28 protein-coding genes are annotated in these 25,331 nt (G+C 71.8%); 9 read left to right on the forward strand and 19 right to left on the reverse strand.

The features are described from left to right. Position 1 precedes the first annotated feature (1 nt). From JKJ07_RS34350 to JKJ07_RS34360, 3 genes are all read right to left on the reverse strand, one after another. On the reverse strand, positions 2-2,218 hold the full coding sequence (locus tag JKJ07_RS34350) for a CATRA conflict system CASPASE/TPR repeat-associated protein (RefSeq protein ID WP_202996114.1): 2,217 nt from the start codon (positions 2,216-2,218) through the stop codon (positions 2-4). Beyond that, the gene (locus JKJ07_RS34355; RefSeq protein WP_202996115.1) at positions 2,196-2,513 is read right to left on the reverse strand and encodes a CATRA system-associated protein; all 318 of its coding nucleotides are present in this window, start codon (positions 2,511-2,513) and stop codon (positions 2,196-2,198) included. Before JKJ07_RS34355 ends, JKJ07_RS34350 begins: the two co-directional genes overlap by 23 nt. Before the next feature lie 69 nt (positions 2,514-2,582). Continuing rightward, a complete protein-coding gene (locus tag JKJ07_RS34360; RefSeq protein WP_202996116.1) occupies positions 2,583-3,233 on the reverse strand; it encodes a vWA domain-containing protein in 651 nt (216 codons plus the stop codon). 94 nt (positions 3,234-3,327) lie between these two features. Here JKJ07_RS34360 and JKJ07_RS34365 point away from each other — a divergent pair, with 94 nt between their 5' ends. Continuing rightward, positions 3,328-3,678: a bleomycin resistance protein gene (locus tag JKJ07_RS34365; RefSeq protein WP_202996117.1), complete on the forward strand. Its 351-nt coding sequence runs from the start codon at positions 3,328-3,330 to the stop codon at positions 3,676-3,678. A 9-nt stretch (positions 3,679-3,687) separates the two neighbouring features. Here JKJ07_RS34365 and JKJ07_RS34370 read toward each other — a convergent pair whose 3' ends face one another. From JKJ07_RS34370 to JKJ07_RS34380, 3 genes are read right to left on the reverse strand one after another with little or no spacing between them, the layout of a single operon-like run. Beyond that, positions 3,688-4,995, reverse strand: coding sequence for an SMI1/KNR4 family protein (locus tag JKJ07_RS34370; protein WP_202996118.1), 1,308 nt, complete (start codon positions 4,993-4,995; stop codon positions 3,688-3,690). 3 nt (positions 4,996-4,998) lie between these two features. Then, the gene (locus JKJ07_RS34375; protein ID WP_202996119.1) at positions 4,999-5,868 is read right to left on the reverse strand and encodes a tetratricopeptide repeat protein; all 870 of its coding nucleotides are present in this window, start codon (positions 5,866-5,868) and stop codon (positions 4,999-5,001) included. After that, a complete protein-coding gene (locus JKJ07_RS34380) occupies positions 5,865-6,293 on the reverse strand; it encodes a hypothetical protein (RefSeq protein WP_202996120.1) in 429 nt (142 codons plus the stop codon). The genes JKJ07_RS34375 and JKJ07_RS34380 overlap by 4 nt, the downstream gene beginning before the upstream one ends. 128 nt (positions 6,294-6,421) lie before the next feature. Here JKJ07_RS34380 and JKJ07_RS34385 point away from each other — a divergent pair, with 128 nt between their 5' ends. Both JKJ07_RS34385 and JKJ07_RS34390 read left to right on the forward strand, forming a co-directional pair. Continuing rightward, a complete protein-coding gene (locus tag JKJ07_RS34385; RefSeq protein ID WP_202996121.1) occupies positions 6,422-6,997 on the forward strand; it encodes an AAA family ATPase in 576 nt (191 codons plus the stop codon). A gap of 12 nt (positions 6,998-7,009) precedes the next feature. After that, complete coding sequence (locus JKJ07_RS34390; protein ID WP_202996122.1) at positions 7,010-7,342, forward strand: hypothetical protein; 333 nt, start codon at positions 7,010-7,012, stop codon at positions 7,340-7,342. A gap of 2 nt (positions 7,343-7,344) precedes the next feature. Here the strand turns inward: JKJ07_RS34390 and JKJ07_RS34395 are convergent, their stop codons facing one another. Further along, positions 7,345-7,545 carry a hypothetical protein gene (locus JKJ07_RS34395; RefSeq protein ID WP_202996123.1) on the reverse strand — a complete coding sequence of 67 codons (201 nt, stop codon included), beginning with the start codon at positions 7,543-7,545 and terminating at the stop codon, positions 7,345-7,347. A 101-nt stretch (positions 7,546-7,646) separates the two neighbouring features. Then, the gene (locus JKJ07_RS34400; protein ID WP_202996124.1) at positions 7,647-8,582 is read right to left on the reverse strand and encodes a sulfite exporter TauE/SafE family protein; all 936 of its coding nucleotides are present in this window, start codon (positions 8,580-8,582) and stop codon (positions 7,647-7,649) included. Positions 8,583-8,786: 204 nt separating this feature from the next. On the opposite strand from JKJ07_RS34400, the gene JKJ07_RS34405 reads away from it, so the two are divergent. From JKJ07_RS34405 to JKJ07_RS34415, 3 genes are all read left to right on the forward strand, one after another. Next, the gene (locus tag JKJ07_RS34405; RefSeq protein ID WP_202996125.1) at positions 8,787-9,131 is read left to right on the forward strand and encodes a hypothetical protein; all 345 of its coding nucleotides are present in this window, start codon (positions 8,787-8,789) and stop codon (positions 9,129-9,131) included. A gap of 26 nt (positions 9,132-9,157) precedes the next feature. Beyond that, on the forward strand, positions 9,158-9,412 hold the full coding sequence (locus JKJ07_RS34410) for a hypothetical protein (protein WP_202996126.1): 255 nt from the start codon (positions 9,158-9,160) through the stop codon (positions 9,410-9,412). A 64-nt stretch (positions 9,413-9,476) separates the two neighbouring features. After that, positions 9,477-10,484, forward strand: a complete 1,008-nt coding sequence (locus JKJ07_RS34415; RefSeq protein ID WP_202996127.1) for an SGNH/GDSL hydrolase family protein — start codon at positions 9,477-9,479, stop codon at positions 10,482-10,484. Here the strand turns inward: JKJ07_RS34415 and JKJ07_RS34420 are convergent. Continuing rightward, positions 10,461-11,081 (reverse strand): hypothetical protein, encoded by a 621-nt coding sequence (locus JKJ07_RS34420; protein ID WP_202996128.1) that lies wholly within the window; start codon positions 11,079-11,081, stop codon positions 10,461-10,463. The genes JKJ07_RS34415 and JKJ07_RS34420 overlap by 24 nt on opposite strands. A gap of 160 nt (positions 11,082-11,241) precedes the next feature. Between JKJ07_RS34420 and JKJ07_RS34425 the strand changes: the two genes are divergently transcribed. Continuing rightward, the gene (locus tag JKJ07_RS34425) at positions 11,242-11,703 is read left to right on the forward strand and encodes a hypothetical protein (RefSeq protein WP_202996129.1); all 462 of its coding nucleotides are present in this window, start codon (positions 11,242-11,244) and stop codon (positions 11,701-11,703) included. 4 nt (positions 11,704-11,707) lie between these two features. Here JKJ07_RS34425 and JKJ07_RS34430 read toward each other — a convergent pair whose 3' ends face one another. The 3 genes from JKJ07_RS34430 to JKJ07_RS34440 are packed head-to-tail and all read right to left on the reverse strand — an operon-like array spanning position 11,708 to position 15,634. Next, positions 11,708-13,816 (reverse strand): iron ABC transporter permease, encoded by a 2,109-nt coding sequence (locus JKJ07_RS34430; protein WP_202996130.1) that lies wholly within the window; start codon positions 13,814-13,816, stop codon positions 11,708-11,710. Then, positions 13,813-14,802, reverse strand: coding sequence for an ABC transporter substrate-binding protein (locus tag JKJ07_RS34435; RefSeq protein WP_202996131.1), 990 nt, complete (start codon positions 14,800-14,802; stop codon positions 13,813-13,815). Before JKJ07_RS34435 ends, JKJ07_RS34430 begins: the two co-directional genes overlap by 4 nt. Positions 14,803-14,818: 16 nt before the next feature. After that, the gene (locus JKJ07_RS34440) at positions 14,819-15,634 is read right to left on the reverse strand and encodes an ABC transporter ATP-binding protein (RefSeq protein ID WP_202996132.1); all 816 of its coding nucleotides are present in this window, start codon (positions 15,632-15,634) and stop codon (positions 14,819-14,821) included. A gap of 116 nt (positions 15,635-15,750) precedes the next feature. Here JKJ07_RS34440 and JKJ07_RS34445 point away from each other — a divergent pair, with 116 nt between their 5' ends. Next, on the forward strand, positions 15,751-17,595 hold the full coding sequence (locus JKJ07_RS34445; protein WP_202996133.1) for an alpha-amylase family glycosyl hydrolase: 1,845 nt from the start codon (positions 15,751-15,753) through the stop codon (positions 17,593-17,595). On the opposite strand, the gene JKJ07_RS34450 is transcribed toward JKJ07_RS34445, so the two are convergent. Then, complete coding sequence (locus JKJ07_RS34450; protein WP_202996134.1) at positions 17,592-18,410, reverse strand: SCO6745 family protein; 819 nt, start codon at positions 18,408-18,410, stop codon at positions 17,592-17,594. The two genes, JKJ07_RS34445 and JKJ07_RS34450, sit on opposite strands and share 4 nt — an antisense overlap. Positions 18,411-18,714: 304 nt before the next feature. Between JKJ07_RS34450 and ctaD the strand changes: the two genes are divergently transcribed. Then, positions 18,715-20,457 (forward strand): aa3-type cytochrome oxidase subunit I, encoded by a 1,743-nt coding sequence (gene ctaD / locus JKJ07_RS34455; protein WP_202996135.1) that lies wholly within the window; start codon positions 18,715-18,717, stop codon positions 20,455-20,457. Positions 20,458-21,064: 607 nt separating this feature from the next. On the opposite strand, the gene JKJ07_RS34460 is transcribed toward ctaD, so the two are convergent. Genes JKJ07_RS34460 through JKJ07_RS34485 form a run of 6 tightly spaced genes read right to left on the reverse strand, consistent with a single transcriptional unit; the run spans position 21,065 to position 25,230 of the window. After that, positions 21,065-21,523, reverse strand: a complete 459-nt coding sequence (locus JKJ07_RS34460; RefSeq protein WP_202996136.1) for a hypothetical protein — start codon at positions 21,521-21,523, stop codon at positions 21,065-21,067. Between the two features lie 12 nt (positions 21,524-21,535). Continuing rightward, positions 21,536-21,949: an ester cyclase gene (locus JKJ07_RS34465; RefSeq protein ID WP_202996137.1), complete on the reverse strand. Its 414-nt coding sequence runs from the start codon at positions 21,947-21,949 to the stop codon at positions 21,536-21,538. A 12-nt stretch (positions 21,950-21,961) separates the two neighbouring features. Next, complete coding sequence (locus tag JKJ07_RS34470) at positions 21,962-22,684, reverse strand: maleylpyruvate isomerase family mycothiol-dependent enzyme (RefSeq protein WP_202996138.1); 723 nt, start codon at positions 22,682-22,684, stop codon at positions 21,962-21,964. Next, positions 22,626-23,234, reverse strand: a complete 609-nt coding sequence (locus JKJ07_RS34475; protein ID WP_202996139.1) for a TetR/AcrR family transcriptional regulator — start codon at positions 23,232-23,234, stop codon at positions 22,626-22,628. The genes JKJ07_RS34470 and JKJ07_RS34475 overlap by 59 nt, the downstream gene beginning before the upstream one ends. 55 nt (positions 23,235-23,289) lie before the next feature. Continuing rightward, a complete protein-coding gene (locus JKJ07_RS34480) occupies positions 23,290-23,946 on the reverse strand; it encodes a nucleotidyltransferase domain-containing protein (RefSeq protein WP_202996140.1) in 657 nt (218 codons plus the stop codon). Between the two features lie 12 nt (positions 23,947-23,958). Continuing rightward, the gene (locus JKJ07_RS34485) at positions 23,959-25,230 is read right to left on the reverse strand and encodes an ICP22 family protein (RefSeq protein WP_202996141.1); all 1,272 of its coding nucleotides are present in this window, start codon (positions 25,228-25,230) and stop codon (positions 23,959-23,961) included. Between the last annotated feature and the right edge of the window lie 101 nt (positions 25,231-25,331).

Consider the following 25,331-nt stretch of genomic DNA (forward strand, 5'->3'; position numbering starts at 1 on the left):
CTCACACCAGCCCGTCGAAGCGGCTGGCGTCGAGCCATTCGGTTCCTGTCGTGTCGACCGGGTAGCCGACGGTGCGAAGCCGCTGGGCCACCTGGTGCTGAAACAACGCGCGGGCCTCGGCGGTGTCCTCCGTGAGGCACACCTTCTCGCGGCTCTCCAGATCACCCATCCGGGGCACGTCGCCGATCACGACCAGAATGGTGCGGTCCGGCTGCAGGGCCAACGCCCGTCCGGCCCGGATCAGCACATCGGTGTCGACGCTGTTCGAGTCCTCGCGGGTGATCACCACGAGCGCGCCCGGGCCGGCGGCGAACCCCTCGTTGACCACGTCGTCGCGGTGCGGGGACGGTTTGCCGGTCCGGCCCACGATCTGTTCCCAGCTCAACGGCAGCAGGTCGAGCGCGCGCAGCAGCCCGAAGACCGCTTCCCTCGTACGCCGGTCGCGGCCGTGGATCACGAAGACGTCCCGGTTCTGCTGCGCCGCGGCGGCGGGCCGCCCGGCCGAACCCGTCCACAACCAGGCCGTGGCCCGGAAGGTCTTGGCCCCGGCCTCGATCTGCTGGAACTCGCCGGCGGTGAGACCGTCGTAACCCTCCCCGACCACATCCTGGTAGATCCGGTCGGTGACGATCGCGACCAGATCCGCGTCCGGGTGGTCGTTGACGGCCGCGCGAATGGCGTTGCTGTCCAGCAGCCGCCCGACGCTGATGATCGTGCTGCCGCTGAACCCCAGAGCCGCCTTCGTGAACCGGCCCGAGCCCACCGACAGCCGCATCCGGATCCGGTCGCCGGGATTCTCGGCGTTGTCGGCCACCACCTGGGCCCGCCAGCCGTGCAGCAGTCTGGGCAGCGCGATCTCGTCCTCGACCCCCGGCGGCAGCACCACCATCATGCCGTCGCCGGCGGACTGCCGGTCGGTGTCGCGCAGATCGAGACCGAGCCCGGCCAGCACCCGTTCGGCCATGCCGGCCACCCGGCGCTGCAGCTCGCGCTGCTGCGGGGTCGTCCGGGAGCTGTAGCTGACCACGTCGACGCCGAACGCGATGCGATTCACCGGCCGGGATTCCTCGTCCGGGGCGGCGGTCGCGGCCGACTCCGCCGGGTCGTGCCGCGCCCGGGGCGGGACGGGCGTCGGCTCGGCCCCGGCCGGGCCGGGCAGCGCGGCCCGCACGGCGCGCACCTGTTCGTAGGTGGCCTGCAGGTACTCGGCGTCGTCGGCGAGCTGATCGCTCAGCCAGGGGCCGAGTTCGGCGTCGCCCGGAAGCGGTTCGGCGAGCGCCTTGGCCATGTTGGACCGGGCGATCTCGACGCTCCGACGCATCTTGCGCAGGGCGGCCAGGGTGCCGGCCAGTTCCGCCTCGGCCCCGGCCAGCTCGGCCTGCTCCGTGGCCCGGCCCCCGTGGTCACGGTTGTCCTGGCCCCGGCCTCCACCGCCACGCAGCAGCGTCGTGACCTCGTCGAGCCGGGCGGCCAACCGCACCTGCAGCTGGGCCGGCTCGCGGCCCTGGTCGTGCACGCGGGCCAGGTAGCGCAGCTTCGCCGCGTGCATCAGGTAGCGGCCCAGCGGCGGCAGCCCCGTCCCGCCGTCGCTCCACACGAACCGGCTCAGCTCGGCATCCTGATCGGGCGCGCCCAGCAGCACCAGCCGCCGGGCCGCGGCCGAACCGGGGGCGCTGGTCTCCCAGGCCGCGAAGTCGTCGAGCGCGAAGCGCGACTCCCACCACCGGTCGCCGTCGTCGGCGCGGGCGGGCACCTCGGCCCGCACCCGAACCCCCGCCACCTCGTCGGTCTTGGCCAGCAGCACGACCGCGGCACCCAGCAGCGGCACCTCCCCGCCCAGGGTGGCCCACCACCGGCTGAACTCGTGCCAGCCGAGCGGGGCGGACGCGGCCAGCGAGGGCCGGGACCGCGACATGGCGTCCAGCGACGCGGCGGCGAACGAGACGTTGAGCAGGTCGTGCTCGACCCGCGCGATCAGCTGGAACTGGGCGGCGACGTCCTCCGTGGCCGCGACCGGCCCGTCGGAGCCGGCTTTGAGCACCGGCGGCAGGACGGCCGGCAGGTCGACCTCGAGGATCGGCCGCTGCAGACCGAGCTGATCGCGGCAGTTAGTCCACAACGTCCGCACCCGGCCCAGCGCGGCCTCGCTGTCGGGCCCGTCGAGCGGCGCGAAAAGATGCGCGACGAACTCCGGCTCAACGAGGCTGGCGCCGGCCACGATCGTCCTCCTGCCGGGTCAGCCAGTGCACGAGAGTGTTGCGCCGGTCGAGCACCGGGGCCGGGATCCCCGTGACCGTCCTGCTGCCGATCCGCAGGATCCGATCCGGACCGAGCCGATCGAGCACGGCTATCGACGCGCGCACGGCCTCGGCGTCACCGGCCTCGAAGGCCGCACGGAGCGCGACCATGGCCAGGTCGACTTCCTCCCACCGCTGGGGGACGTGTGTCCACATCACCAGGTGCTGGAGGACCGCGACGGCGTCCTGCACGGTCTCGTCGTCCCACGGATCCATGGCAGGGACTGTATCCACGTCCGCGCGCGACCGGATTCCTCCGAACCAACGATCCGTTCCGGCTGTGCGTCAGATCCGGGCCGCGATCGCGTCGACGATCTCGGTCAGGTCGTACTCGTTGAGGCCGTTGCCGGGCCGGGACGGCATGTGCACGGTGTCGCGCCACGCCGTCATGCCCGCCCACGGGGTCGTCGTCGGGGCGAACAGCAGCAGGCGCGAGGTCTCGGGGTTGCCGCTGACCCAGACCGCGGCCAGGTCGTCGAGGGTGGAGGGTGCGGCCGGCGGATAGTCCGGGGCGGTGCGGCCGACCCCGAGCGGATGGGCCGACGCGTCGGTCAGCACGACCACGAGATGCCGCCGGTTCTCCCCCGAGCACCAGTCCGAGCCGAGCGCCACGGCCAGCGCCTCCAGGCCCGACTCCGGTTCGTCGCCGCCGCCGGCCGCCTCCAGATCCCGTACGGCGGTCTCGAGCTCGACGACCTGGGCGGGCATCCGGAAGAAGCGTGACTCCTGCAGCGCGTCGGCCGGGTCGTCCCGGAAGTCCCGATAGGCCACGAACCGGACCCGCAGCTCGCCGATCGCCTTGTCACCGGCCGCGGCCGCCTCGGCGAGCCGCTTGGGCAGGGTGAGCACGCCCTCCTTGAGCCGATCCACGATCGGATACATGCTACCGGTGACATCCAGGCAGAAAACGATGTCCACCGCGTACGCGTCCCGCACAGTAAGGCTCCTTCCCCGAGCCAACCTTGCGCCACCGGCAAACGGACCGCACCATCTGACCGGCCGACCCGTTCCGCTTCACTAGACTCCGGTCATGTTCGAGTCCGTGGCACCGATCATTCCTGTCCGTGACCTCGATGCGGCATTGGCTCGCTATCGCCGGCTCGGGTTTGCCGCCCGGGCGTACGACGGGCCCGAGCGCTACGGTTTCGTCGACCGTGACTCCGTTTCGCTGCACCTTACCGAGTGGCATCAACACGACCCGCTGACCACGGCGTCGTCGGTCTACCTGTACGTTTCGGACGCCGACGCGGTGCACGCCTCCTGGCGGGACGGCGTCGAGGGCCGCCTCGGCGAGCCGCGCGACACTCCGTGGGGCCTGCGCGAATTCACGTACGTCGACCCCGACGGCACCCTGCACCGGGTCGGGTCGCCGCTGCGCTGAGCCGGGCGGTCAGGCCGGCAGCAGGTTGCCGCGGATCGTCGTGCGGGTGATCAGTGGGCGGTCCCAGCGGGCGAGCAGCTCGTTGGCCAGCGCCGCGACGTCCTCCGGGGTCTCGTCGGGCTCGACGGCGATGCCCGCGGCGGACAGGTCTTTCGGCACGGCGTCGGCGGCCAGCAGGGCACGCCACTCGTGGGTGCCGATCTCCAGGTATTCCAGGGCGGTGAGGCCGGCGATCTCCCGGGGGTCGGCGAGGGTGCCGGCCGTCGCCTTCAGGGTCCGCAACCGGGGCAGGCCGGCCACGGCGGTCAGGCTCACCGGGGCGCCGTCGCGACGGCCGATGGTCAGAACCTCCAGCTGCGGGTGGGCGGCCTCCTCGACGTCGCCTTCGTAGACCCGCGCCACGGCGGGCAGCTCCTCCGGGCGTACGGGAAGCCAGTCGTGACTGCCGTGAGCGATCATGTCGGTGAGCGAGTCGGCGACCAGGTCGGCCCCGACCGCCTGCCCGTCGAGCACGATGATCTGGCCGAGGTGACCGGCGGGGCCCGGGGTCAGGTCGACGGCGAAGCGGGCCGAGCCGCCGTCGTCGGCGAAGACGAGCCAGCCGGGCGACGTGGGCAGGCCCTGCACCGCGGCGTCGGGTGGCGTGCGTACCGCCTCGGCCGCGCCGTAGCGCCAGGACGGTGGGCGCAGCCGGGCGTCGGCGACGGTCAGCTTGTCGAGCGGGAAGAGGCGGAAGGTCACCTCGTCGTCGTCCACACCGCCCCGGGTGATCCGGTAGAGCGTGGCCAGCTCGTCCGGAAGCGCGAACCCGAGGCGGGCCTCGGCGGCGGCCAGCTCCGCCTCGCTCGCGCCGGTCGCGCCGGGCAGCCGGGCCCGCAGCAGGCGTGCCAACCGGGCCGGATCGGCGGTGGGGGCGGGCGCCGCGTGCGGCACGGGCTCCGGACGGCGGCGCCACGGCTCGGGAACCGTCCCCTCGACCAGCACCAGCGATTCCGGGTACGGGGACAGCGACCGCTCCACGGCCGGCCCGAAGTCGAACAGGTCGAGGGTGGCCTCCCCGGTCGGGGCGACCCGCAGGCCGTACGCGATGTGGTCGCGACCGGCCTCCGCCAGCGCGGCCGTCACCAGCCCGATCGCCTCCAAGTGCGCCTGACTGTGGGCCGAGGACCCGTTGCCGACCCGGCCGGTGCTGACCGACTTGCGGCCGTCGACGGCCCCGGCCACGAAGCCGCCGTCGACCAGCAGCCTCTGCTGATTGCCGACCGTCAGCAGGCTAGCCAGGCCCACCCAGGTCGCGAAGTCGTGCAGCGGGGGCACAGGTCAGCTCCAGCCGCGGCGGACCCGCTTGCGGACCAGCGGTGGGACGACCCACGAATAGACGCAGAAGATCAGCCACGCGAAGCCGAGCAGGCCGGCCAGCACGGGCAGGCCGATCGCGCGCAGCAGCAGGATGCCGGCCACCGCCACCAGCCACGTCTTGAGGGCGCCGAAGCGCAGCACCGGGCGCAGCGGCAGCATCAGCGGGTGACGGGCGACGCGCAGCTCCAGCGCGGACTCGGCGAACACCTGCTCGGTGGGGCGGGCCGCGGCGGCCTGGCGGAAACCCTCGTACGCGGTGTCGATGTGTCCCCGGGCCGCGCTCGTGCCGCCGAGCAGGGCGTGCGCGACCGGGTTGTCGGGGTGCACGCCGACGAACTCGCGGCTGATCCGCTGGGCCTCCCGGTCGTCGCCGCGGGCGTGCGCGATCTGGATGCGGGTCGCGTAGACGACGGGGGCGTGCGGCTCCCGCGCGGCGGCCAGCTCGACCAGCTTGCCGGCCTTGTCGAGCTGACCGTTGGCGGCGCACAGGTCCGCGTACGAGCAGAGCAGGTCGGCGTCGTTCGGGGCCAGGGCCAGCCCGTCGAGCAGGGCCCGCTCGGCCGCCTGGTCGCGCCCGGCCTCGTGCTCGGCGCGGCCCAGCCAGAGCAGCAGGTCGGGGTCGGGCCCGTTGGCGGCGAGCCCGGCCCGGGCCGCGTCGCCCACCTCGGCCCAGCGGTCGAGCTGGCTGAGCGCGGCGCAGCGCAACTGCATCGCCCACGACCCGGTGACCTCGTTGGCGGGCAGCGTGGCCAGCTCGGTCAGCGCCTGCCCGGCCCGGCCGGTGGCCAGCAGGGCCTGCGCCCGGTGCAGCACCGGCTGCGGCGACGTCATCGCACCAGCGCCAGGATCAGGGCCTCGAACAACCCGAGGCCGATGGCGGTGAGGAGACCGGGCACGACCAGGCTCTTCGCGTCGACGCCACGCAGCTGGGCCACCCGGAAGGGGCGCCGCTGGAAGGCCAGGACGACCAGCCAGACCAGGATGCCGCAGACCGTGCCGGCCAGCCGTACGGCGGAATTGGACTCGACGAGCAGGGCGACCGTCAGCCGCGCCCCGAAGCCGACCAGACCCGCGCCCGCGATGAGCAGCAACTGCTGGGTCGGCACCGCGAGCCGCCGCCCGTTGAGCACCCCGAGCGTCGCGGCGGCGAGCGGCCCGCCGAAGAACGCCGGATAGACGATCGACTCGGGCCGCCACGGGCGCTTGGCCGGCGGCGCCTGATCCCGGATCGTCGGGCTGAACAACTCGTCGTTCATGCAGGTCCCCGCTCCCAACACCACTCGCGCGACGCACAGCCTAACGGTCGCCGCCCGGCCCGGCGCACTCCCGCCAACCGGTGACCCTTCTTGCCGGCCCGCCCCGCCTTGCCGTAGGTGTGAAGCCCATGAATGCGTTCTCGCCGCTGCGCCCCACCCTCGTGGTGATCCGGGGTAACAGTGGCAGCGGCAAGACGACGAGCGCGCGGGAGGTGCGGCGGCGCTACGGGCGGGGATGTGCGCTCGTCGAGCAGGACTATGTGCGGCGCACGATGTTGCGGGAGCATGACGGCGGGCCGGACGATGCCGTGGCGCCCGGGTTCGTCGTAGGCATCGCGCGCGCCGCGCTCGAGGCCGGGTATCACGTCGTCTTGGAAGGGATTCTGCATTCGCGGCGCTACGGCGAGGGGCTGCGGCGGCTGGTGGACGACTACGACGGGCGGGTCTTCTACCTGGAGGTGTCGTTCGACGAGACCGTGCGGCGGCACGGCACCCGGGCCGAGCCGATTCCGGTCACCGCCGCGCAGATGCTCCAGTGGTACGACCCGCGGGACCTGCTTCGCGTACGGGGTGAGCGGGTGCTGCCCGAGACGATGGCGTTCGACGAGGTCGTGACCACGGTCCTGCATGACAGCGGGCTGGCCGGCGCGGCCGCGACGACGCCGTGCCCGGCCCGGTGCCCGCGCTGCGCCGAGAAGGTGTGACACCCTCGAGCAGTGGAGAACTTCGATCCGCACACTCACATCGATGCCGACCTGCACGTTCAGGTCGGGCGGCGGTCGATGCTGGCCAGCACGTTCGGGTTGGCCGCCGACCTGCCCAGTCACGCCACGACGGGGTGCGACCTGCGGGTCCCGTACGCGACCACGTCGACCGACCCGGCCAAGGTGACCTGCCTGCCGTGCCGTGAGTTCGCGCGCCGGCGCTATCGGGAGCTGGCCGAGCAGGTCGTCCGGATGACCGCCGTGTCGGGCCTGGGCACCGAGCTGCACACCCAGGCGGGGCGGGCCGCCGCGGAGTATCGGGCGCTGGCCGAGCGGTTCGGCTGAGCTCAGTTGCCCTCCGCCACCTCGCGGGCGATGCGGGCGGCGATGCGGGCCACCTCGTCGACGGTCATCGCGATGATCGGCTCGTCGGGGCCGCCGTCGGCCAGGCCACGCTCGACGTGACCGACGTTGAAGTCGGTGGCGACCCGCTGGTCCATGGCTTCGTTGAGCGCGTCGGCGATCCGCTGGGCGAGTTCGGTCATCATGAGCGCCAACCGTAAGGCATGGCCGCCCCGGCCCGAAAAGCCCGGCCCGAAAAGGGTGGCCGCGCCGAGGGCGATCGGCGCGGCCACGGGCGGAGGAAGGCTCAGGCGGGGTCGAGCTCGCGCTCGTCGCGCTCCGGGGCCGAGGCCTCGGCGACGATGCGGCGCTCCTCCTCGGCGTTGCGGCGGTATTCGCGGATCGAATACGCCAGGGCGGCCGCCCACACCACATAGATGATCGCGTAGATCGTGTAGCGGGTCGTGTCGCCGGCGTCGATCCAGTCCGACTTGAGCAGCGTACGGCTGTTGGTGAGGATGATTACGCCGCCGACCGCGGAGCCGAGCACCCGCGGCGGGATGTGCCGGACCAGCCAGGCGGCGATCGGCGCGGCGATCACGCCACCGATGAGCAGGGCCAGCACCCAGGCGAAGTTGATGTCCTCCGAGCCCAGCCCGAACAGGAAGCCCAGGCTGGCCGCGACCGCGACGAGGAACTCGCTGGTGTCGATCGAGCCGATCGTCTTGCGCGGCTCGAGGCGGCCGCTGGCCAGGATCGCGGGCGTGCCGACGGGGCCCCAGCCGCCGCCCCCGGTGGCGTCGACGAACCCGGCGACCACGCCCAGCGGGGCCAGGAAGCGCTTGCGCAGCGGCAGGCCGAGCCGGCCCTTGGGCAGGCCCATCGTGGTGAACCGGATGAACACGTACAGCCCGAGGGCCAGCAGGATGACCGCCATCAGCGGCGCGGCCACCTCGGTGTCGAGCCCGGAGAGGAACGTGGCCCCGGCGAACGCGCCGATCGCGCCCGGCACACCGATCTTGAGGACGACCTTCCAGTCGACGTTGCCGAACTTCCAGTGCGAGACGCCGGAGACGAGCGTGGTGCCGATCTCGGCCAGGTGCACCGTGGCCGACGCCGCGGCCGGGTTGGTGCCGATGGCGAGCAGCAGCGTCGTCGACGTGACGCCGTACGCCATGCCGAGGCTGCCGTCGACGAGCTGCGCTCCCAGGCCGACGAGGGCTAGGAGGATCAGTTTCCTCATGGTCGCTCCAGAGTCCAGGCGGTGGGGGATTCTTGACCGCGCCCATCATGCCTACCATTTCGATAGGAGTACAGCAAGAGCCGTCCCACCGGCGCGCCTGGTCAGGTGGTCCCCACGTCGTTGGTCATCGGCACCGACTTTCGGCGTACGGGAATCGACTTTTTGCCGCAGCGGGGAGCCGCCGGGGCAAAGCAGACTCGGCGCATGGACCGCAGCCGGCCACCCCACGTCGTCGTCCGCATCGCCGTCGTCCTCACCGCCGCCACGCTGATCTGGCTCGCCGTCGACGCTCTCGGCGACGCGATCCGGGGCGAGGGTTACGACCGCGGTCGTCACGTGGCGTCGGCGTTCCTGATCCCGTTGCTCGTCGTGCCGATGGTCCTCGTCGCGTACCGTCGCCTCGACCGCCTCCCCTGGGCCAGGCTGCGCAAAGCCTCCCCCCGTACGGCGGGAAGGTTGTTCGCCCTCGGCGCCGCGGGCTACCTGCTCCCCGCCGCGATCGCCGTCACCTCGTCCAGGCCGCCCTGTTCACCCTGTTCGGCACGCTGATCGGCGCGGCCGGCAGCCTCGACCGGGTGGTGCTGTTCTTCGGGTTCGCCGTCGTGCAGGGATTCATCCGGCACGTCAGCGACTCGTTGTGGGCGCCGATCGGGTTCCACGTGGCCTTCCAGACCTGCGAGCAGATCGCCGGCGACTCGTGGAACCGGTTCGCCGTCGACGACCTGGCCCTGCTGCAACAGTTCGCGCTGGGACTGATCCCGCTCGCGCTCGGGGTCACGGTCGTGCAGCTGCTGCAGCGCCGGCGGGTGGCCGTACGGGCTCAGGTCTGACCGCACCCGGGTAGCACCCGGACGGTCACCGCGCGCGCACCTGTTCCGCCCGATCCGTCTCCATGTGACCCTCCGCAACGCTGCCCGTGCCGGCGGCATCGCCCTCGCCGCCGCCGTGCTGACCGCGCCGCTGTCCGGCCCGGCCGCCGCCATCGCCCAGCCGCACACCCCGGTCACCACTCCCCCGGCCGCCCGGGTCCCGGGCACGTACGTCCCGTTCCTGGCCGCGCCGGCGCCGGCCACCCTCAGGGTGATGCCGCTGGGCGACTCGATCACCTGGGGCAGCGGATCGGCCGACTCGCGGGAGGGCACCCGCACCGGCGCTCCCACGACGAGCGGCTACCGCATCGGGCTGCGGAACCGGCTCGAGGCCGCGGGTCTGAACGTGGACTTCGTCGGCTCCCGCCGGGGCGGCCCCGAGGGCGCGGACCGCGACAACGAGGGCCACCCCGGCCGGCGCATCGACCAGATCGCCGCCGGCGTCGACGACTGGCTGGCCACGTACCGGCCGGATGTGGTCCTGCTGCACCTCGGCACCAACGACATCGCCCAGCACCGCGACGTCGCCGCCACGGCCGCCGGGCTGTCCGCGCTGATCGACCGGATCCGCGCCGCCCGCCCCGACGCCGAGATCTTCGTGCAGCAGGTCGTCCAGGGTCACCTCGAGCCGGTGAGGTCGCGGCTGACGGCCTACAACGCGCTGATCCCCGGCATCGTGGCCGGCAAGGACGCCCGGGTGCACCTGGTCGACCAGTCGACGGTCGGCGGGCTCGCCCTCTTCGACAACCTGCACCCCAACGACTTCGGCTACGCCGAGATGACCCACAACCTGTACGAGGCCCTGCGCGCGGTTTACGACACCACGGGCACATGGCCGGCCGTCCCCGACCCCTCCGCCGCGACGACGGCCTACCTGTGCTTCCGGATCGACGAGGCGACCACGTGGCACGCCGAGTGCGGCACCTGGTCTCTCCGCACCGCCACCGACCCGTACGTCGTCAACCACGGAACCAGCGGCCCGGTGCCTACGCCCACCGGGCCGGCGCTCTCAGGCGACGTAGCGCCGGCGTAGTCCCTCGGCCAGCAGCAGGAAGGACAGCACGGTCACGGCCAGCAGCAGGCCGGGCACGAGCAGGTAGGCGGGGTAGCCGGGGAAGAATGGCGCCGCGTCGGCCAGCATTCCGCCCCAGGACGGAGCCGGCGGTGACCTGAGAACGGTTCCCCGGTACGTGAGCCAGACCTCGACGAGCAGGATGAGCGGCACGAGCAGGGCGCCGTACATGAGGGCCGGCCCCAGGAGCCCGCGGCCGTTCCCGCGCCGCACCGCGAGGGCCGCCAGCAAGCCGACGAGCACTACGACGACGGCCGCGGCCAGCGCCAGCCCGAGCGAGAACCGCAGGCTGTGCACGACCCGGGCGAAGACGTCGCGACCCGTCAGCGGCTCGACCCCGAGCCAGTGCTCGCCGCTGAACCCGCCGACCGGCAGCCCGGTCATCGGATCGATCTGAGCGATGTCGAAGCCGACGACGTCCTGCCCGGCCGCCGCCGTCAGCACCGGCGCCAGCACGGCGACCAGACCCAGCACCGCGACGGCGGCGAACCCGGTCACGAACGTCTTGGACCGCCACAGCCCACGCCGCACGGGCGCCTCACGCTCCGCTTGCTCCACGAGCCCGGGGACGATATCGCAGAACGCCGATCCCCGGGTGACGCGACCCGGCTCCGGAAACAGTCGGACGAAACACGGCCACACCGGCACGGTCCCCATTTGTGCACGCTGATCAGGGCAAACTCAAGTTTCCGAGCTGGTCTGTGCCTACGCTTCGAGCATGCGCACCCCTTACCGCATCGCCGCTGTCATCGCCGCCGTCCTTTGTGCTCTGACCGCCGCCGGGCAACCGGCGGCCGCGGACGCCAGGCTGGATCCGCACACCTGGCTGTCCGGCCAGCGGGTTCAGGCGCCGGGCGGGCCGGCGATCTACCTGGTCGACCCGGAGGGATACCGGCGGTGGATTCCGGACCCGGCCACCTACGACAATTTGTTCCGCAACTGGGACGGCGTGATCCAGGACCCGCACCTCGGCCTGATCCCCGAGCGGGATGCGCTGACCTCCGGCGCCTTCCTGGCGATCGCGCAGCCCCGCCCGCAGGTGTATCTGGTCAGCAACGGCGTGAAGCGCTGGATCACCTCGCCGGCGGTGATGGACAAGTACAACTTCTCGTGGGAGAAGATCCAGAAGGTTTCCCCGCTGGTGCTGGACGCGGTGCCGGAAGGCGCGCCGTGGAGCTGAAGCGCTAAGCCCGGCTCCGCCACAGCAGCCACACGAAATACGGCGCCCCGATCAGGGCGGTGACCAGCCCCGCCGCGAGCTGGTTGGGGGCGATCACCGTGCGCCCCAGGGTGTCGGCCACGCAGACCAGCACCGCGCCCAGCCCCACCGCGACCGGCACCGCCCGCGCATGGCCGGCGCCGACCAGAGCCCGAGCCGCGTGTGGTGCGACCAGGCCGACAAAACCGAGCGCCCCCACCGCGGTAGCCGCCGCGGCGGTCAGCACTGCCGCCAGCGCCAGCAGTCCCAGCCGGGCGCGGTTCAACGGGACGCCGAGCAGGCGGGGCACGTCCTCGTCCAGGGCGACCAGGTCGAGCGTGCGGGTGCCCACCAGGGCCAGCGGCAGGGCCACGACCAGGACCAGCAGCACCGGGATGACCTGGCTCAGGCTCCGCCCGTACGTGGAACCGGCCAGCCACGTCAGGGCGGTGCCCACGTTCCACGGGGAGACGACGACCACGATCAGGGTGGTCAGGGCGGTCGCGGCCGCGCTGACGCCCACGCCGACGAGCACGATGCGGTCGGACGACAGGCCCCGGCCCGCGGCCAGGCGGTAGACCAGGAAGAACGTGACCAGGGCGAAGACGGTGGCCACGCCCATCACCGGCCAGCCGCCGACGCCCGGGAGGAGCAGCACGACGGCGACCGCGCCGACGGACGCGCCGGGGGTCACGCCGAGCAGGCTGGGTTCGGCCAGCGGGTTGCGGCACACGGCCTGCACGATGATGCCGGCCAGGGCCAGGGCGGCCCCGCCGAGCAGGGCGGCCAGCACGCGGGGCCAGCGCTGGTCGAGGACGAACGAGACCTGCCGGCCCGCGTTGCCGCTCAGCCAGTTCATGACGTCGCCCAGCAGGATCAGGCGGTCGCCCAGCAGGAGCGCCGACACGAAGGCGGCGACGAGGGTGACCGCGATGACCACGCCGACGACGGTCACCCACGTACGGGATCGGACCGAGCCGTTGGCGCCGCGAGCAGGTGCCGCCGCGGGGCCGCCGTCGCGCAGCCGGCGGGCCAGCCAGACGAGCAGGACCGCGCCGGCCAGGGTGGTGACGACGCCGGTGGGCACCGAGATGGCCGTGCCGGCGGGGACGGCGATACGCAGCAGCACGTCGGCGACGACCACCGTGAGCGCGCCCGCGATGCCCGCGAACGGCAGCATCAGCAGGTGGGCGCCGAGGCCGGGCACGCGCCGGGCGACCAGGCGGGCGATGACCGGCGCGCACAGGCCGACGAAGCCGATCGGGCCGGCCACGGTCACGGCGGTCGCGGAGAGCAGCACGGCGACCCCGACCGCGAGCACCCTCGTCCGGCGGACGTCGACGCCGAGCACGCGGGCCGAGTCGTCGCCGAGGCCGAGCACGTCGAGGCGGTGGGCCAGCAGCATGGTGATCAGGACGCCGACGGCCAGCACGGGCGCGGCCATCGTGACGTTCTCGGATCTGCTTTGGACGGTCGTGCCGCTGCCCCAGGCGAACAGGCCGATCGTGTTCTGCTGGAACAGCATCAGCAGCACGGTGGTCAGGCTGTTGAGGGCGAGCGCGACGGCCGAGCCGGCCAGCACGAGCCGGGTCGGGCCGGCCGCGCCGCCCCGCGAGACGAGCAGCACCAGGCCCGAGGCGAGCAGGCCGCCGACGAAGGCGACGCTCCCGCCGGCGAAGAAGGGCAGCGAGATGCCGAACGCGGCCACGGCGACGACCGAGACGTAGGCGCCGGCGTTGACGGCCAGGGTGTCGGGCGAGGCGAGCGGGTTGCGGGCCACCGACTGCAGCACGGCGCCCGCGATGCCCACGCCCACGCCGACCAGCAGGGCGGCCAGCAGGCGCGGCATCCGGCTGTCGACGAGCACGGCCACTGCCTGCGTACGGGCATCGTCGCTCTCACCACCGGGCCACACCGCGCGCAGCAGCTCGGTCAGCCCGATGCTGGCGGTGCCCTGCGTGAGGTGCACCGCCGAGAGGACGACCAGCAGCACGACCGCCACGGCGAAGACCGCGATGATCCCGTACGTCTTGGGACCGCCTTTGATCGTCTCCGGCGTAGCGACGGACGCCGGGGCGGTCGTGCTGGTCGTCATGCGGTCAGCGCTGCGGTGAGGGCGTCGATGTAGGCGTTGGCCGAGGCCGGGCCGCCGAACATCCAGATGCCGTCCGGGATGCGCTTGACGTTGTTGTCCTTGACGTACGGCTGCTGCTTCCAGACCGCGTTGTTCTTGAGGTTGTCGGTGAAGTCGCCGCCGTCGCTGTCGTTGGCCACGTAGATGAAGGTCGTCTTGGCGTCCTTGATCTTGGTGAGACCCTCGACGTCGTTCTGGGCCAGGCCGTAGTCCTTGTCGCCGCCGTCGGGCCACTGGTTCTCGAGGCCGAGCTCCTTGGCGATGCCGCCGAAGAACGAGGTCGGCGTGTACATGCGGATCGAGACGTTGCCCGACTCGACCCAGCCGTCGGTCATCACGAACGGCGCGCCGGTCTTGCCCGCGGCGGCCAGCGCCTCCTTGCCCGAGGCGACCTTGGCGTCGAAGCCGGCCAGCAGCTTCTCGCCCTGGGGCGTGGTGCCGGTGGCCTGCGCGAGCGTGGTGACCGTCTTGCGCATGTAGCCGATCGGGTCGGCGCCATCCGAGCCCTTCAGGGCGAGCACCGGGGCGGTCTTGGCGATCTGGGCGAGGACGTTCTCGGGCACGTCGGTCACCGAGACGACCAGGTCGGGCTTGAGCGCGGCGATCGCGTCCAGGCTGGGCTCGCCGCGGGTGCCGACGTCCGGGGTGGAGGCGTCGATCGGGGCGCTCTTGTCCCAGGCGTTGTAGCCCTTGACGTCGGCCTGCCCGACCGGCTTGACGCCGAGCGCGACCAGGTTCTCGGTGAGTCCCCACTCGAGGGAGACCACGTTCTTGGCGGGGGCGTCGAGCTTGACCGTGCCGCGCTCGTCGGTGAGCTCGACCGGGCCGGACGACGGGGCGGGCGCGGCGGCGGCCTCGTCGGCCGGCTCCTCCGTGGTGCCACAAGCGGCGAGCAGCACCGCGGTCAGAACGGCCGCGGTGCCGGCGGCGAAGCGGGTGATGACCATATCTCTGCGGGACCTTTCATCCGGTGGTGAGTTGCCGGCTGGTGTGCCGGCCGATCGGGCGGGTGTGCAGGTGACCGTCGTCGCCGACGCTCACTTCGATCCGCAGGCCGTAGACCTCGCTGAGCAGGCCGGCCGTGAGCACCTCGGCGGGCGTTCCGGTCGCCCGCACGACGCCTTCGTGCATGAGCACGACCTGGTCGGACACGGCCGCGGCCTGGTCGAGGTCGTGCAGCACGACCCCCACCGCGACCTGGTGGTCGTCGGCGAGCTCGCGCACGATGTCGAGGATCTCGACCTGATAGCGCAGGTCGAGGAAGGTGGTGGGCTCGTCCAGCAGCACCACGCCGGTGTCCTGGGCCAGGCAGGTGGCCAGCCAGACGCGCTGCAGCTCGCCGCCGGAGAGCTCGTCGACGGCGCGCTCGGCCATCGCCTCGACCCCGGTCAGCCGCATCGCCTTGTCGACGTGGACGTGCCCGTCGGCGTCGCCCGCGCCGAACCGGCCCCGATACGGGTGCCGGCCATAAGCGACGACATCCTTGACCCGTACGCCCCCAGGGGTGGGACGGGACTGGGTGAGCAGGGTGACCAGGCGGGCGAAGTCCTTCGGCTTGAGGGCGAACGCGTCGCCCCCGCCGTCCAGCGTGACCTGCCCCGACTGCGGCGCGTGCAGCCGCGCGAGCGAGCGCAGCAGGGTCGACTTGCCCGAGCCGTTCGGCCCGACCAGCGCCACCACCTGTCCGCCGCGCAGCTCGATGCCCGCGCCGTGCACGACGGTGCGCCCGTCGTAGGCCAGCGTCAGATCGCTCCCGGCGAGCGCCACATCCCCAGTCATGCAGGTGAGGCTAACCTAACCACGGCGTTGATCAAATGCGGGAGGGTCCCAGATCCGACATGCGTCACACCGGTCAACCGGGGCTAGCCTGACGAAAGCCCGCCGAGGAGGCGATCATGCCCGTACGCCGAGTGGCCGATCTGGACTTCGCTCAGTTCGCCGGCCGTGAGTTCCACCCCTCCCCCGCCGCCTGGGAGGATCACGTTCTGTATTTCCTGATGCTGGACCGGTTCTCCGACGGCCGGGAGCGCGACTATCTCGACCGCGACGGTCAGCCCGTCACCACCGGCACGACCCCGCCACTGCGCCCGGCCGACCACGGCAACGCCGTCACCACCGACGCCGACGCGCGACGCTGGCGCGAGGCGGGCACCCGGTTCACCGGCGGCACCTTCGCGGGGCTGCGCTCCAAGCTGGGCTATCTGCGGCGGCTGGGCGTCACCGCGGTCTGGATCAGCCCGGTGCTGCGGCAGGCGCCCGGCGTCGAGAGCTACCACGGCTACGCGACGCAGAACTTCCTCGACGCAGACCCGCACTTCGGCTCGCCCGAGCAGCTGCGCGACCTGGTCGCCGAGGCGCACGAGCAGGGCATCCGGGTCATCCTCGACGTGGTGGTCAACCACGCCGGCGACGTCTTCGGCTACGACCCCGACCGCTACCTGACGGCCGACGGCACCTTCGACGCGCGGTGGGACGGAAACCCGTACCGGGTGGAAGGTTTTCGCGACGCGAGCGGCAAGCCGCTGCTGCCGTTCGGCCCGGTCGACGACGCCTGGCCCGACGGCGCGGTGTGGCCCGCGGAGCTGCAGCAGGCCGGCACGTTCACCGCGAAGGGCCGCATCGACAACTGGGACTGGTTCCCCGAGTTCGTCGAGGGCGACTTCCTGGGGCTCAAGGACATCGCGCTCGGCGCCGGGGCCGTCGACGCGTACCGCCCGTCACCGGCGTTGCGGGCGCTGACCCGGGCCTACCAATACTGGATTGCCTACGCCGACCTGGACGGCTTCCGGGTCGACACGGTCAAGCACATGGATCCGGGCGCGGCCCGCTACTTCGCCTCGGCCATTCACGAGTTCGCGCAGAGCATCGGCAAGGACAACTTCTGCCTGATCGCCGAGATCACCGGGGACCGCGGCTTCGCGTACCGGACGCTGGAGGCCGTCGGCATGGACGCCGCGCTCGGCCTCGCCGACGTCCAGGGCAGGCTGGAGGGCCTGGTCAAGGGGCGCGTCGACCCGGCCGAATACTTCGACCTGTTCCGCAACTCGTTCGAGCTCGGCAAAGACTCGCACACCTGGTTCCGCGACCGCGTGGTGACCAGCTACGACGACCACGACCAGGTGCGCAAGGGCGGCGCCAAGGCCCGGTTCGCGGCCGACGCCGACGGCGCCCGGCTGACCCTGGCCGCGCTCGCCCTCAACGCGACCACGCTCGGGATCCCGTGCGTCTACTACGGCAGCGAGCAGGCCTTCGACGGCGCCGGCGACAACGACCGCTATCTGCGCGAGGCCATGTTCGGCGGCGAGTTCGGCCCGTTCCGCAGCCGGGGTGGGCACGCCTTCGACGAGAACCACCCGGCGTACCGGCAGTTCGCCCGCGTGCTCGACCTGCGCCGCCGCCTGCCCGCCCTGCGCCGCGGCCGGCAATACCTGCGCGAGATCTCCGGCGACGGCGTCTCGTTCGGGCTGCCCCGCGTGCTCGGCGGCCGCATGCTGTCGGTCGTGCCCTGGTCGCGCCTGCTGGCCGGCGCCGAGGTCGTCGCCGCGATCAACACCGACCCCCACCTTCCCCGTACGGCGTGGGTCACCGTCGACAACGACCTGCACTCCCAGGGCGACAGCCTGACCTGCCGCTTCAGCACCGACCCGGCCGACGAGGGCCGCCGCGCGTGGGTCGAGCCGCGCAACGGCAAGGCCATCGAGCTCACCGTCCCGCCCGGCGGTTTCGTCCTGTACGCCTAGGGCAGACTCAGCGCGGCGTTGATCGGCTCGAGGCCGGCGATCAGCTCGTCGAGTTCGTCCGGGCTGAGCACGTCGTAGGCCGGGGCGGCCAGCTCGTCGGTGCGGTCCTCGATCCGCTGCCGGAGCTCGCGACCGGCCTCGGTGAACCCGCCGCCGGCGTCCACGAGCCCACGGCCGCGCAGCCCGTCGACGACGGCGGCCACCTGCTCGCGAGGCAGGTGGTGGAGCCGGCCGAACTCGTGCGCCTTCTGCCCGAAGGTGAGCGCGAGCAGGACATGCGCCTCGGCGCCGCCGATGCCGTGGGCGACCAGCAAGGCGTTGTGACCGTCCCCGCGGTGCTCGCGCAGCAGCGTGGCCGCGTGCCAGAGCCGGGCAACCGGCTCCGCGGGCACGGCGAGCGCCTTGAGCCCGGCGTACAGGGGTCGCCCCTCGGTCGGCGCGCTGAGCGCGGCCCGGGTCGCGAGGTCGGCCAGGCGGGCCAGCCCGGGCGAGCCGGCCAGCTCGCCGATCCGCTGCCGGAGAGCGGCCGCACTGCCCCGCTCGCGGATCTCGATCGCCTCCTGCGGGGTGACCTTGGACCAGACCCACGGGATGTGCCGGGCCACCTCGCCGTCGGCGAAGTTGTAGAAGACCGCGTGCACCACCTCGGCCGGCGCGAGACCGAGAGGCGCGGCCCGGCCCGCGAAGTAGCCGTCCCAGTAGTTGCGCATGCCGACGGCCAGGAACGCCTCGGTGGGCACCTCGGAGAACGTGATGGTGCCGATCAGCTCGATGTGCTCGAACATGCGGTGGATCTTGGCCATGGGGTGTGACATCGCTCGGCATCTCCCGGGGTCGGTGGCGCGCTGCGGGTGCAGCCTCTCAACCTGGCAACGAACGACGACACCCGGATCCGACAGAATGCGGCGCAACAAGCCGGGAGATCGACCGGCGCTCACTCTTCGGCTACTCGGGCGACTATCCACACTGCTACACCGACCCGTCCGGCCAGGTCGTCCATGGCGATCCCGGCCCGGACTGCCTGGCCGCCGATCGATGGATTCCCCCGGCCCGCTGACGGGTGTGGTCTTGGAACGATCGGCGTAGCGTCATGGTCGTCTCCGGGCAGGGAGGTCACCCATGACCGCCGTCGAACCGAAACCGCAGCCGATCGTCACGCGCCCCTTCCCCGTACGCCGTCAGGTGCGGGGAAGTTTCCTGGCGCGGACGATCCGCACGACCGACGCCAAGCAGATCGGCATCATGTATCTGGCCACGGCGTTCGCGTTCTTCATGGTCGGCGGACTGATGGCGCTGCTGATGCGGGCCGAGCTGGCCCGCCCCGGCATGCAGTTCCTGTCGCCGGAGCAATACAACCAGCTCTTCACCATGCACGGCACGATCATGTTGCTGCTGTTCGCGACGCCGATCGTGTTCGCCTTCGCCAACTTCGTGGTGCCGCTGCAGATCGGCGCCCCCGACGTGGCGTTCCCGCGGCTCAACGCGTTCGCGTACTGGCTCTATCTGTTCGGCGGCACCCTGGCCGTGGCCGGCTTCCTCGTGCCCGGCGGCGCGGCCGACTTCGGCTGGACGGCCTACGCCCCGCTCAGCGACAGCATCCACTCGCCCGGCGTCGGCGCCAACATGTGGGTCGTGGGCCTGGCCATCAGCGGCCTCGGCACGATCCTGGGCGGCGTCAACATGATCACCACGATCCTGACGCTGCGCGCGCCCGGCATGACCATGTTCCGGATGCCGATCTTCACCTGGAACATCCTGCTGACCAGCCTGCTCGTCATCCTGATCTTCCCGTTCCTGGCGGCCGCCCTGTTCTCGCTGGGCGCCGACCGCATCCTCGGCGCCCACGTGTTCGACGCGGACACCGGCGGCCCGATGCTGTGGCAGCACCTGTTCTGGTTCTTCGGCCACCCCGAGGTGTACGTGGTGGCGCTGCCCTTCTTCGGCATCGTCACCGAGGTCATCCCGGTCTTCAGCCGCAAGCCGGTCTTCGGCTACAAGGGCCTGGTCTCGGCCACCCTGCTGATCGCCGCGTTGTCGTTCGTGGTCTGGGCGCACCACATGTTCGCCACCGGCCAGGTGCTGCTGCCGTTCTTCAGCCTGCTCAGCTATCTGATCGCCGTACCGACGGGAATGAAGTTCTTCGTCTGGATCGGCACGATGTGGCGGGGGCAGGTCAGCTTCGAGACCCCGATGATCTTCGCGCTCGGCTTCATGGTCACGTTCGTGCTGGGCGGGCTGACCGGCGTGCTGCTGGCGTCGCCGCCGATCGACTTCCAGGTGCACGACTCGTACTTCGTGGTCGCGCACTTCCACTACGTGCTGTTCGGCACGATCGTGTTCGCGGTGTTCGCCGGCATCTACTTCTGGTTCCCCAAGATGTTCGGCCGGATGCTCGACGAGCGCCTCGGCAAGGTCCACTTCTGGCTGACCTTCGTCGGCTTCCACACGACGTTCCTGGTGCAACACTGGCTAGGCGCCGAGGGGATGCCCCGCCGATACGCCGACTACCTGGCCGGCGACGGCTTCGCGACGCTCAACACGATCTCGACGATCGGCTCGTTCATCCTGGGCGTCTCGACGCTGCCGTTCCTCTACAACGTCTGGCACTCCTACCGGGCGGGCACGGTCGTCACGCTGCAGGACCCGTGGGGCCATGGCAACTCGCTGGAATGGGCCACGTCGACCCCGCCGCCGCTGCGCAACTTCGACAAGATGCCCCGGATCCGCTCGGAACGGCCGGCCTTCGACGCCAAGTTCCCCGAACTGGCCGTCAACAGCGCCGCGGGCCCACCCGAGGGCGGCGCCCGTCCCCTCACCGAGGAGTCAACAGGCGGAGCAACCTACCAGGAGGACCGCTCCTGACCACTTCGCTGGTGCGGTCTCCATCACCGGCCTGTGACTTCTTCGCCGGTCTCGGCCGGGGCCGTCGTGCGAGTCGCCTGCCCGCGATTCTTAAAGCGCGGCCCGCCCGGCTCGCGCCCGCTTCTAGATCGTGACACGGGCCCGCCCTCCACCGGGGGCCCCCGCCACCAGCCATTTTACGGCGCCGGGCAGATCTTGGAGAGCGGCCCTGTGGACAACTGCTCGCTGTGGACAACCCAGGGACGGCACGAGAGATGTGCTGGGGGATGTTTCGCGGCTGGGATGGGTGGTCTGGTGGTGGCCCGTGGAAGTCCGGCTTCCGGGTGTTGGCACCGGGCTTTCCCGGGCGGTGCGTACGGAGGTCGGCAGCCTGGCCCTGACCGCCGACGACGCCCCGACCGAGACGCCGCCAGGCGGGATCTGGGCACTGCCGCAGCCCCGCCCCAGCCACGAAACAGCCCCTGGGGCGGCGCCCGTCATGGTCAACCGGATCGGCCCGGGGAGCGAGCCGACGCGCGGAGCGAACCGACCAGCACGCTGCGGACCGGCCAGCACGCTGCGGAACGCGCGGGTGGGGCGGCCTGAGAGACGGCGAGCGTCCCGAGTCTCACGGGTTCGGCAGGCCGGCCTCGGAGCGCAGCAGGGTGACATCGGAGACTCCGGCGTCGATGAAGCCGATCAGCATGTCGACGCCGGCGGTGAAACTCGAAAGCAGTGCCGCGGGTGTTCCCGTGAGCCAGGTGGCCTCGGCGATCGCGTGCATGTTGTGGTTCTGCGGGCACCAGCAGGCAACCTCCACGGAAGCGTGTACCGCGAGCTCCGGCTCCCACGCCACGTGCAGCGCCAGCTCCAGCCAGTCCACACCGGTGGAGAACAACGAGATCGTCCCGTCGAACACAAGCATGCAGACGCGGTCCGGGGGCGACGCCGGGGGCTCGGCATGCTCGGGATACCAATGCCACTGGACCTGGTACGACTCGAGCCGCTCGGCCGGACCGCGAAGCTCGCCCGGAAGCCGCAGCTCCTCGAGCGGCACTTCCGCGATGGACGTGACCGGGCCCGCCATGCGCCCATGCTCTCACTGACCCAGCTGCGCCCGCAGTCCCGCGATGTCCATGATGATGCGGCTCTCGACCAGCTTGCCGTCGCGATAGCGGTCGAGTGTCCACGCCTCGACTCTGACCTGCCGGCCGGTCGGCGCCAGCCCCAGGAACGGTCCCTCGTGGGTGCCGGTCCAGCTGGACAGGGTCATCACGCGGTCGTTCTCGGCGATCGTGTCGAGCAGGGTCCAGCGCAGGTCGGGGAAGGCCGCGAACATGCCCGCGAGCACGCCGGCCAGCCCGGCGCGGCCGGGGCCCTGGCCGGGCATCGGGTTCTGCTCGACGAAGTCCTCGGCCACCAGGGAGTCGAGCGCACCGCCGAGGTCGCGCGCGTTGATGATGTCGTCGGCGAAGCGGAGGGCGTACGTCTTGAGGTCGTCGATGGTCTGCATGGCTGTGCCTCCCTATAAAGGCAACTTGTGACGGAGGATTCCGGGGCCGTCGGCGCGCCCGGAGAGAATGCGGGCGAACTCGACGGCGTCCACCGACTGGGGTTCGCCCCGGTCGCCGGCCTGGAAGGAACCGCCGGCGGGCCCGGTGAGGGTGAGTGTGTAGGGCTGCCCGTGCCGTCCGGACCACTCGTCGACGATGTCCGCGACGATGCGGCCGTCGTGCGCGGCGGTCAGCGACGGTTCGATGCCGGCCGCGCGGGCGATGTCGATGCGGTGCATCCACACGTCCCGGGTGAAACCCATGCCGAACAGGTAGCCGAGCGACTGCCAGCCGATGTGCACGCCGAGCCCGGTGCCCAGCGGCAGTATCGGCAGCGCGCGGATCGGGGCGGGCAGGCGGCGCCGGGCCTTGAGCGCCGCCGCGGAGTGTTGCGCCCACAGCGGGGGGAGCGTGGACGCCTCCCACCCCGTACGGGCAAGAAGTTGGGCTTGGTTGAGGCCGTCGACCCAGTGCGCGCCCCCGAGGCGGCGGCCGGCCAGCAACTGCCGGGCGAACTCGAGCGGATGCGCCTGTGCCTGGGCCGAGGCGATGAGGTGGACGGCGATGTCACGGACCGTCCACCCGGTGCAGTCGGTCGTCGCTTGCCACTGCTCACCGGTCAGGCGGCGGAGCAGGTCAAGCAGGCGGGTGTTCTCGGAGGCCGTGATCAGCATGGCCTCCGCGTGTCGGATCATGATGACTCCCCGCGAAGTGGTCGAGGAACATGTCGAGGACGGCTTCGAGATGCCGGGTCCAGCGGTCGCCGCCGGGTTCGTTGGCGATCTGCTGGGCACCCAGGCCGGCGACGAGCGCGGTGTAGACGTCGACGTCGGCCCGGCTGCCCGCGCCGAATGCCGACAGCAGGCTCACGCACCGGTCGATCAGGCGCTTCGCGATCGCGTACGACTCGGGTGAGGGCTCGAAGCCCGGAATGGTGCGCTGGAACAGCAGTTGCTGCCGCGGCGGACTGGCGACGGCGAAGTCGAGCACGGCGCGGGACAGCCGGACGAGTTGCTCACGGGCCGAACCGCGCGGCGGGAGCTGGTCGATCTCAGCGAGCAACTGCTCGTAGGCCTGCGCGAACATGGCGTCGTAGAGACCGGCCTTCGAGGCGACATGCGCGTACAGGGAAGGTTGTCTGATGCCGACCCGGCGCGCAACTTCGTGCAAGGTGACCGCGCCCAGCCCCGACTCGTCCGCGATGCTCCAGGCCGCGTCGAGGATCTGCCGGCGTCGCTCGGTCACGATGATGCACTCCTATCGTTGATAGCTTCCTGCCTATCGCCGATAGGAAGTCCTGTCAAGCCCGATACCCCTCGAACAGGGGACCACCCGCGCTGTCCAGCACCTCCAAGGCCAGGTCAACCCCGTTTTCCCGTACGGTCAACCAGCGCTCGGCAAACGCAGGGTCGTGCTGGCGGAGCTCGCGCAGGAGCCACTTGCCGCGACTGACCCAGCCCCCGCCGAGCAGCAGCCGGGCCTGCGCCGTCTCCGTCCACAGTGCCGCGGCGAGCACTGCGCGTTCCCCCGGATCGACGGCGTGCCGCAGGTCGTCGAGCAGGTCGGTCAGGCCGTACCGCAGCCGGTTTCGCTCATCTTCGCTCAACGGCGCCGGACCGTCGGCGAGCACCTTCGCGCACTTTCGCTGCGCTGCGACCGGGTCGCCGATCAACGGAAGGCCGGTCGCGATCATGCGGTGGAGGCTCGGTTTGCGGGCCGCCAGTTCGCTCGCCAAGAAGTGTGCAAGCCGGTCGGGAGTGTGCACGAACAGTTCGACCGGCCAGCCCCGGAACCGCAGGCTCTCGCGGAAACCCGGCTCGGCGTCCCGCAGCACGACGACGTCGAGGTCAGACCCGGGCGTACGGGCGGGACCGAGCACGCTGCCCGTCAGCAGGGCCCACGTGGCCTCGGGGAACCGCTCGGCCACCAGGTCGCGCGCGTCGGTGATCGGATCCATGGCCCGATCCTGTCAGCGCAGGCCCAGACCCGGGTGAGCCGGCCCGCCCAGTTGCGCGGAGATGCGGTCTGCAGTTGTCCAATACTGCGCGATGCCCGTACGGAACTCGGGCTCGACCTCGTCGTTGCCGAACTGGACGATCCCGGCCCAGCCGGCCAGCTCGAGGATCAGCTTCGTCCACTCGGCACCGGTCAGGGTCAACCGCCCGGCCGTACGGGGAACCTTGCCCACAAAGGCGGGCACCTCGCCCCCGCCGACACCCGGATCGAACTCGAACGGCTCCCGCACGAGACGCCACTGGGCCGCGGTCAGGGTGACCGGGTAGCGGCGTTCCGGCCGGATGCCCAGTTCGAGCAGGGCAGCAACCTCGCTCGGGTCGAGTTCGCGCAGGTCGAGGGCATCACCGGCCACCGTGAAGGTGCACCAGTCCGACCAGGTGGGGGCCGGGGCGTCGTCGGGAGTTCCCCGTACGCGCCACCGGTAGCTCTCGCCCGGCCCGAGCTCACCGGGCGCGAACTCCAGAACGGCGCGCGGACCCTCGACGGGTACGCGCGCGTTGACGAGCTGGTCGTCCACCTCGTACTCGAAGAACGCCTCGGTGGGCCGGGGCGCGTACGTCGTGTCGAAAGCGGCGGACAGGCTGACGGTCTTGGTCGTGCCGACAACCGTGCCGCACTTGGGCGCCAGATGCGTCGGGACGGGTGCTGTCAACGCCGGAAGGTACGGCCGCGCAGGCTCGACCGGCTGCTCCCAGCCTCCGTCGACCATGGCGACGGAGCACTTGGTGATCGCGCCGGACCGGACCTCGTCGAGCATGTCCTGCCCGGCCTCGCCCTCGACCCGATTGCTCCCGGGTTCGGCTTCGGCCTCATCCCACACGGGCTCGTCCAACGCACCGCCGTCCGGCGGGTTCGCAACCGAGCCGCCGCTCGACTGCCCCTCATCGCCTCCACCGTCAGGGCCGAACTGGTCGCCGCCATCACCCGGCTCATCCTCGCCCGTGCCGTCGCCCGGCTCATCCTCGCCCGTGCCGCCGCCCGGCTCATCCTCGCCCGTGCCGCCGCCCGGCTCATCCTCGTCGATGCCGTCGCCCGGACCGGATTGGTCGGCGCCGAGATCCGCGGGCCAGTTGGGGTCAGCGTGCGCGGCGCCGAGCTGCCCGGTCGTCCAGTCCCAGTCGCCGCCGCATGGGTCGATCGAGCCGGCCCACCCTTGGGGCACCGGCAGAGGCGTCGGGATGGCGGCCACCAGCACCACGGCCGTGACCAGGGCCGCGCTCGTCAATCGGCCGCGGAGGTTATCCACAATTCCGGCTTGTCCACAGGGCGCGTCCGAAGATCCGCCCGCCTCGATAGAATGGCTCGTGGCGGTGGCCCCCGGTGGAG

The organism is Paractinoplanes lichenicola (assembly GCF_016785085.1).
Lineage (GTDB): Bacteria > Actinomycetota > Actinomycetes > Mycobacteriales > Micromonosporaceae > Actinoplanes > Actinoplanes lichenicola.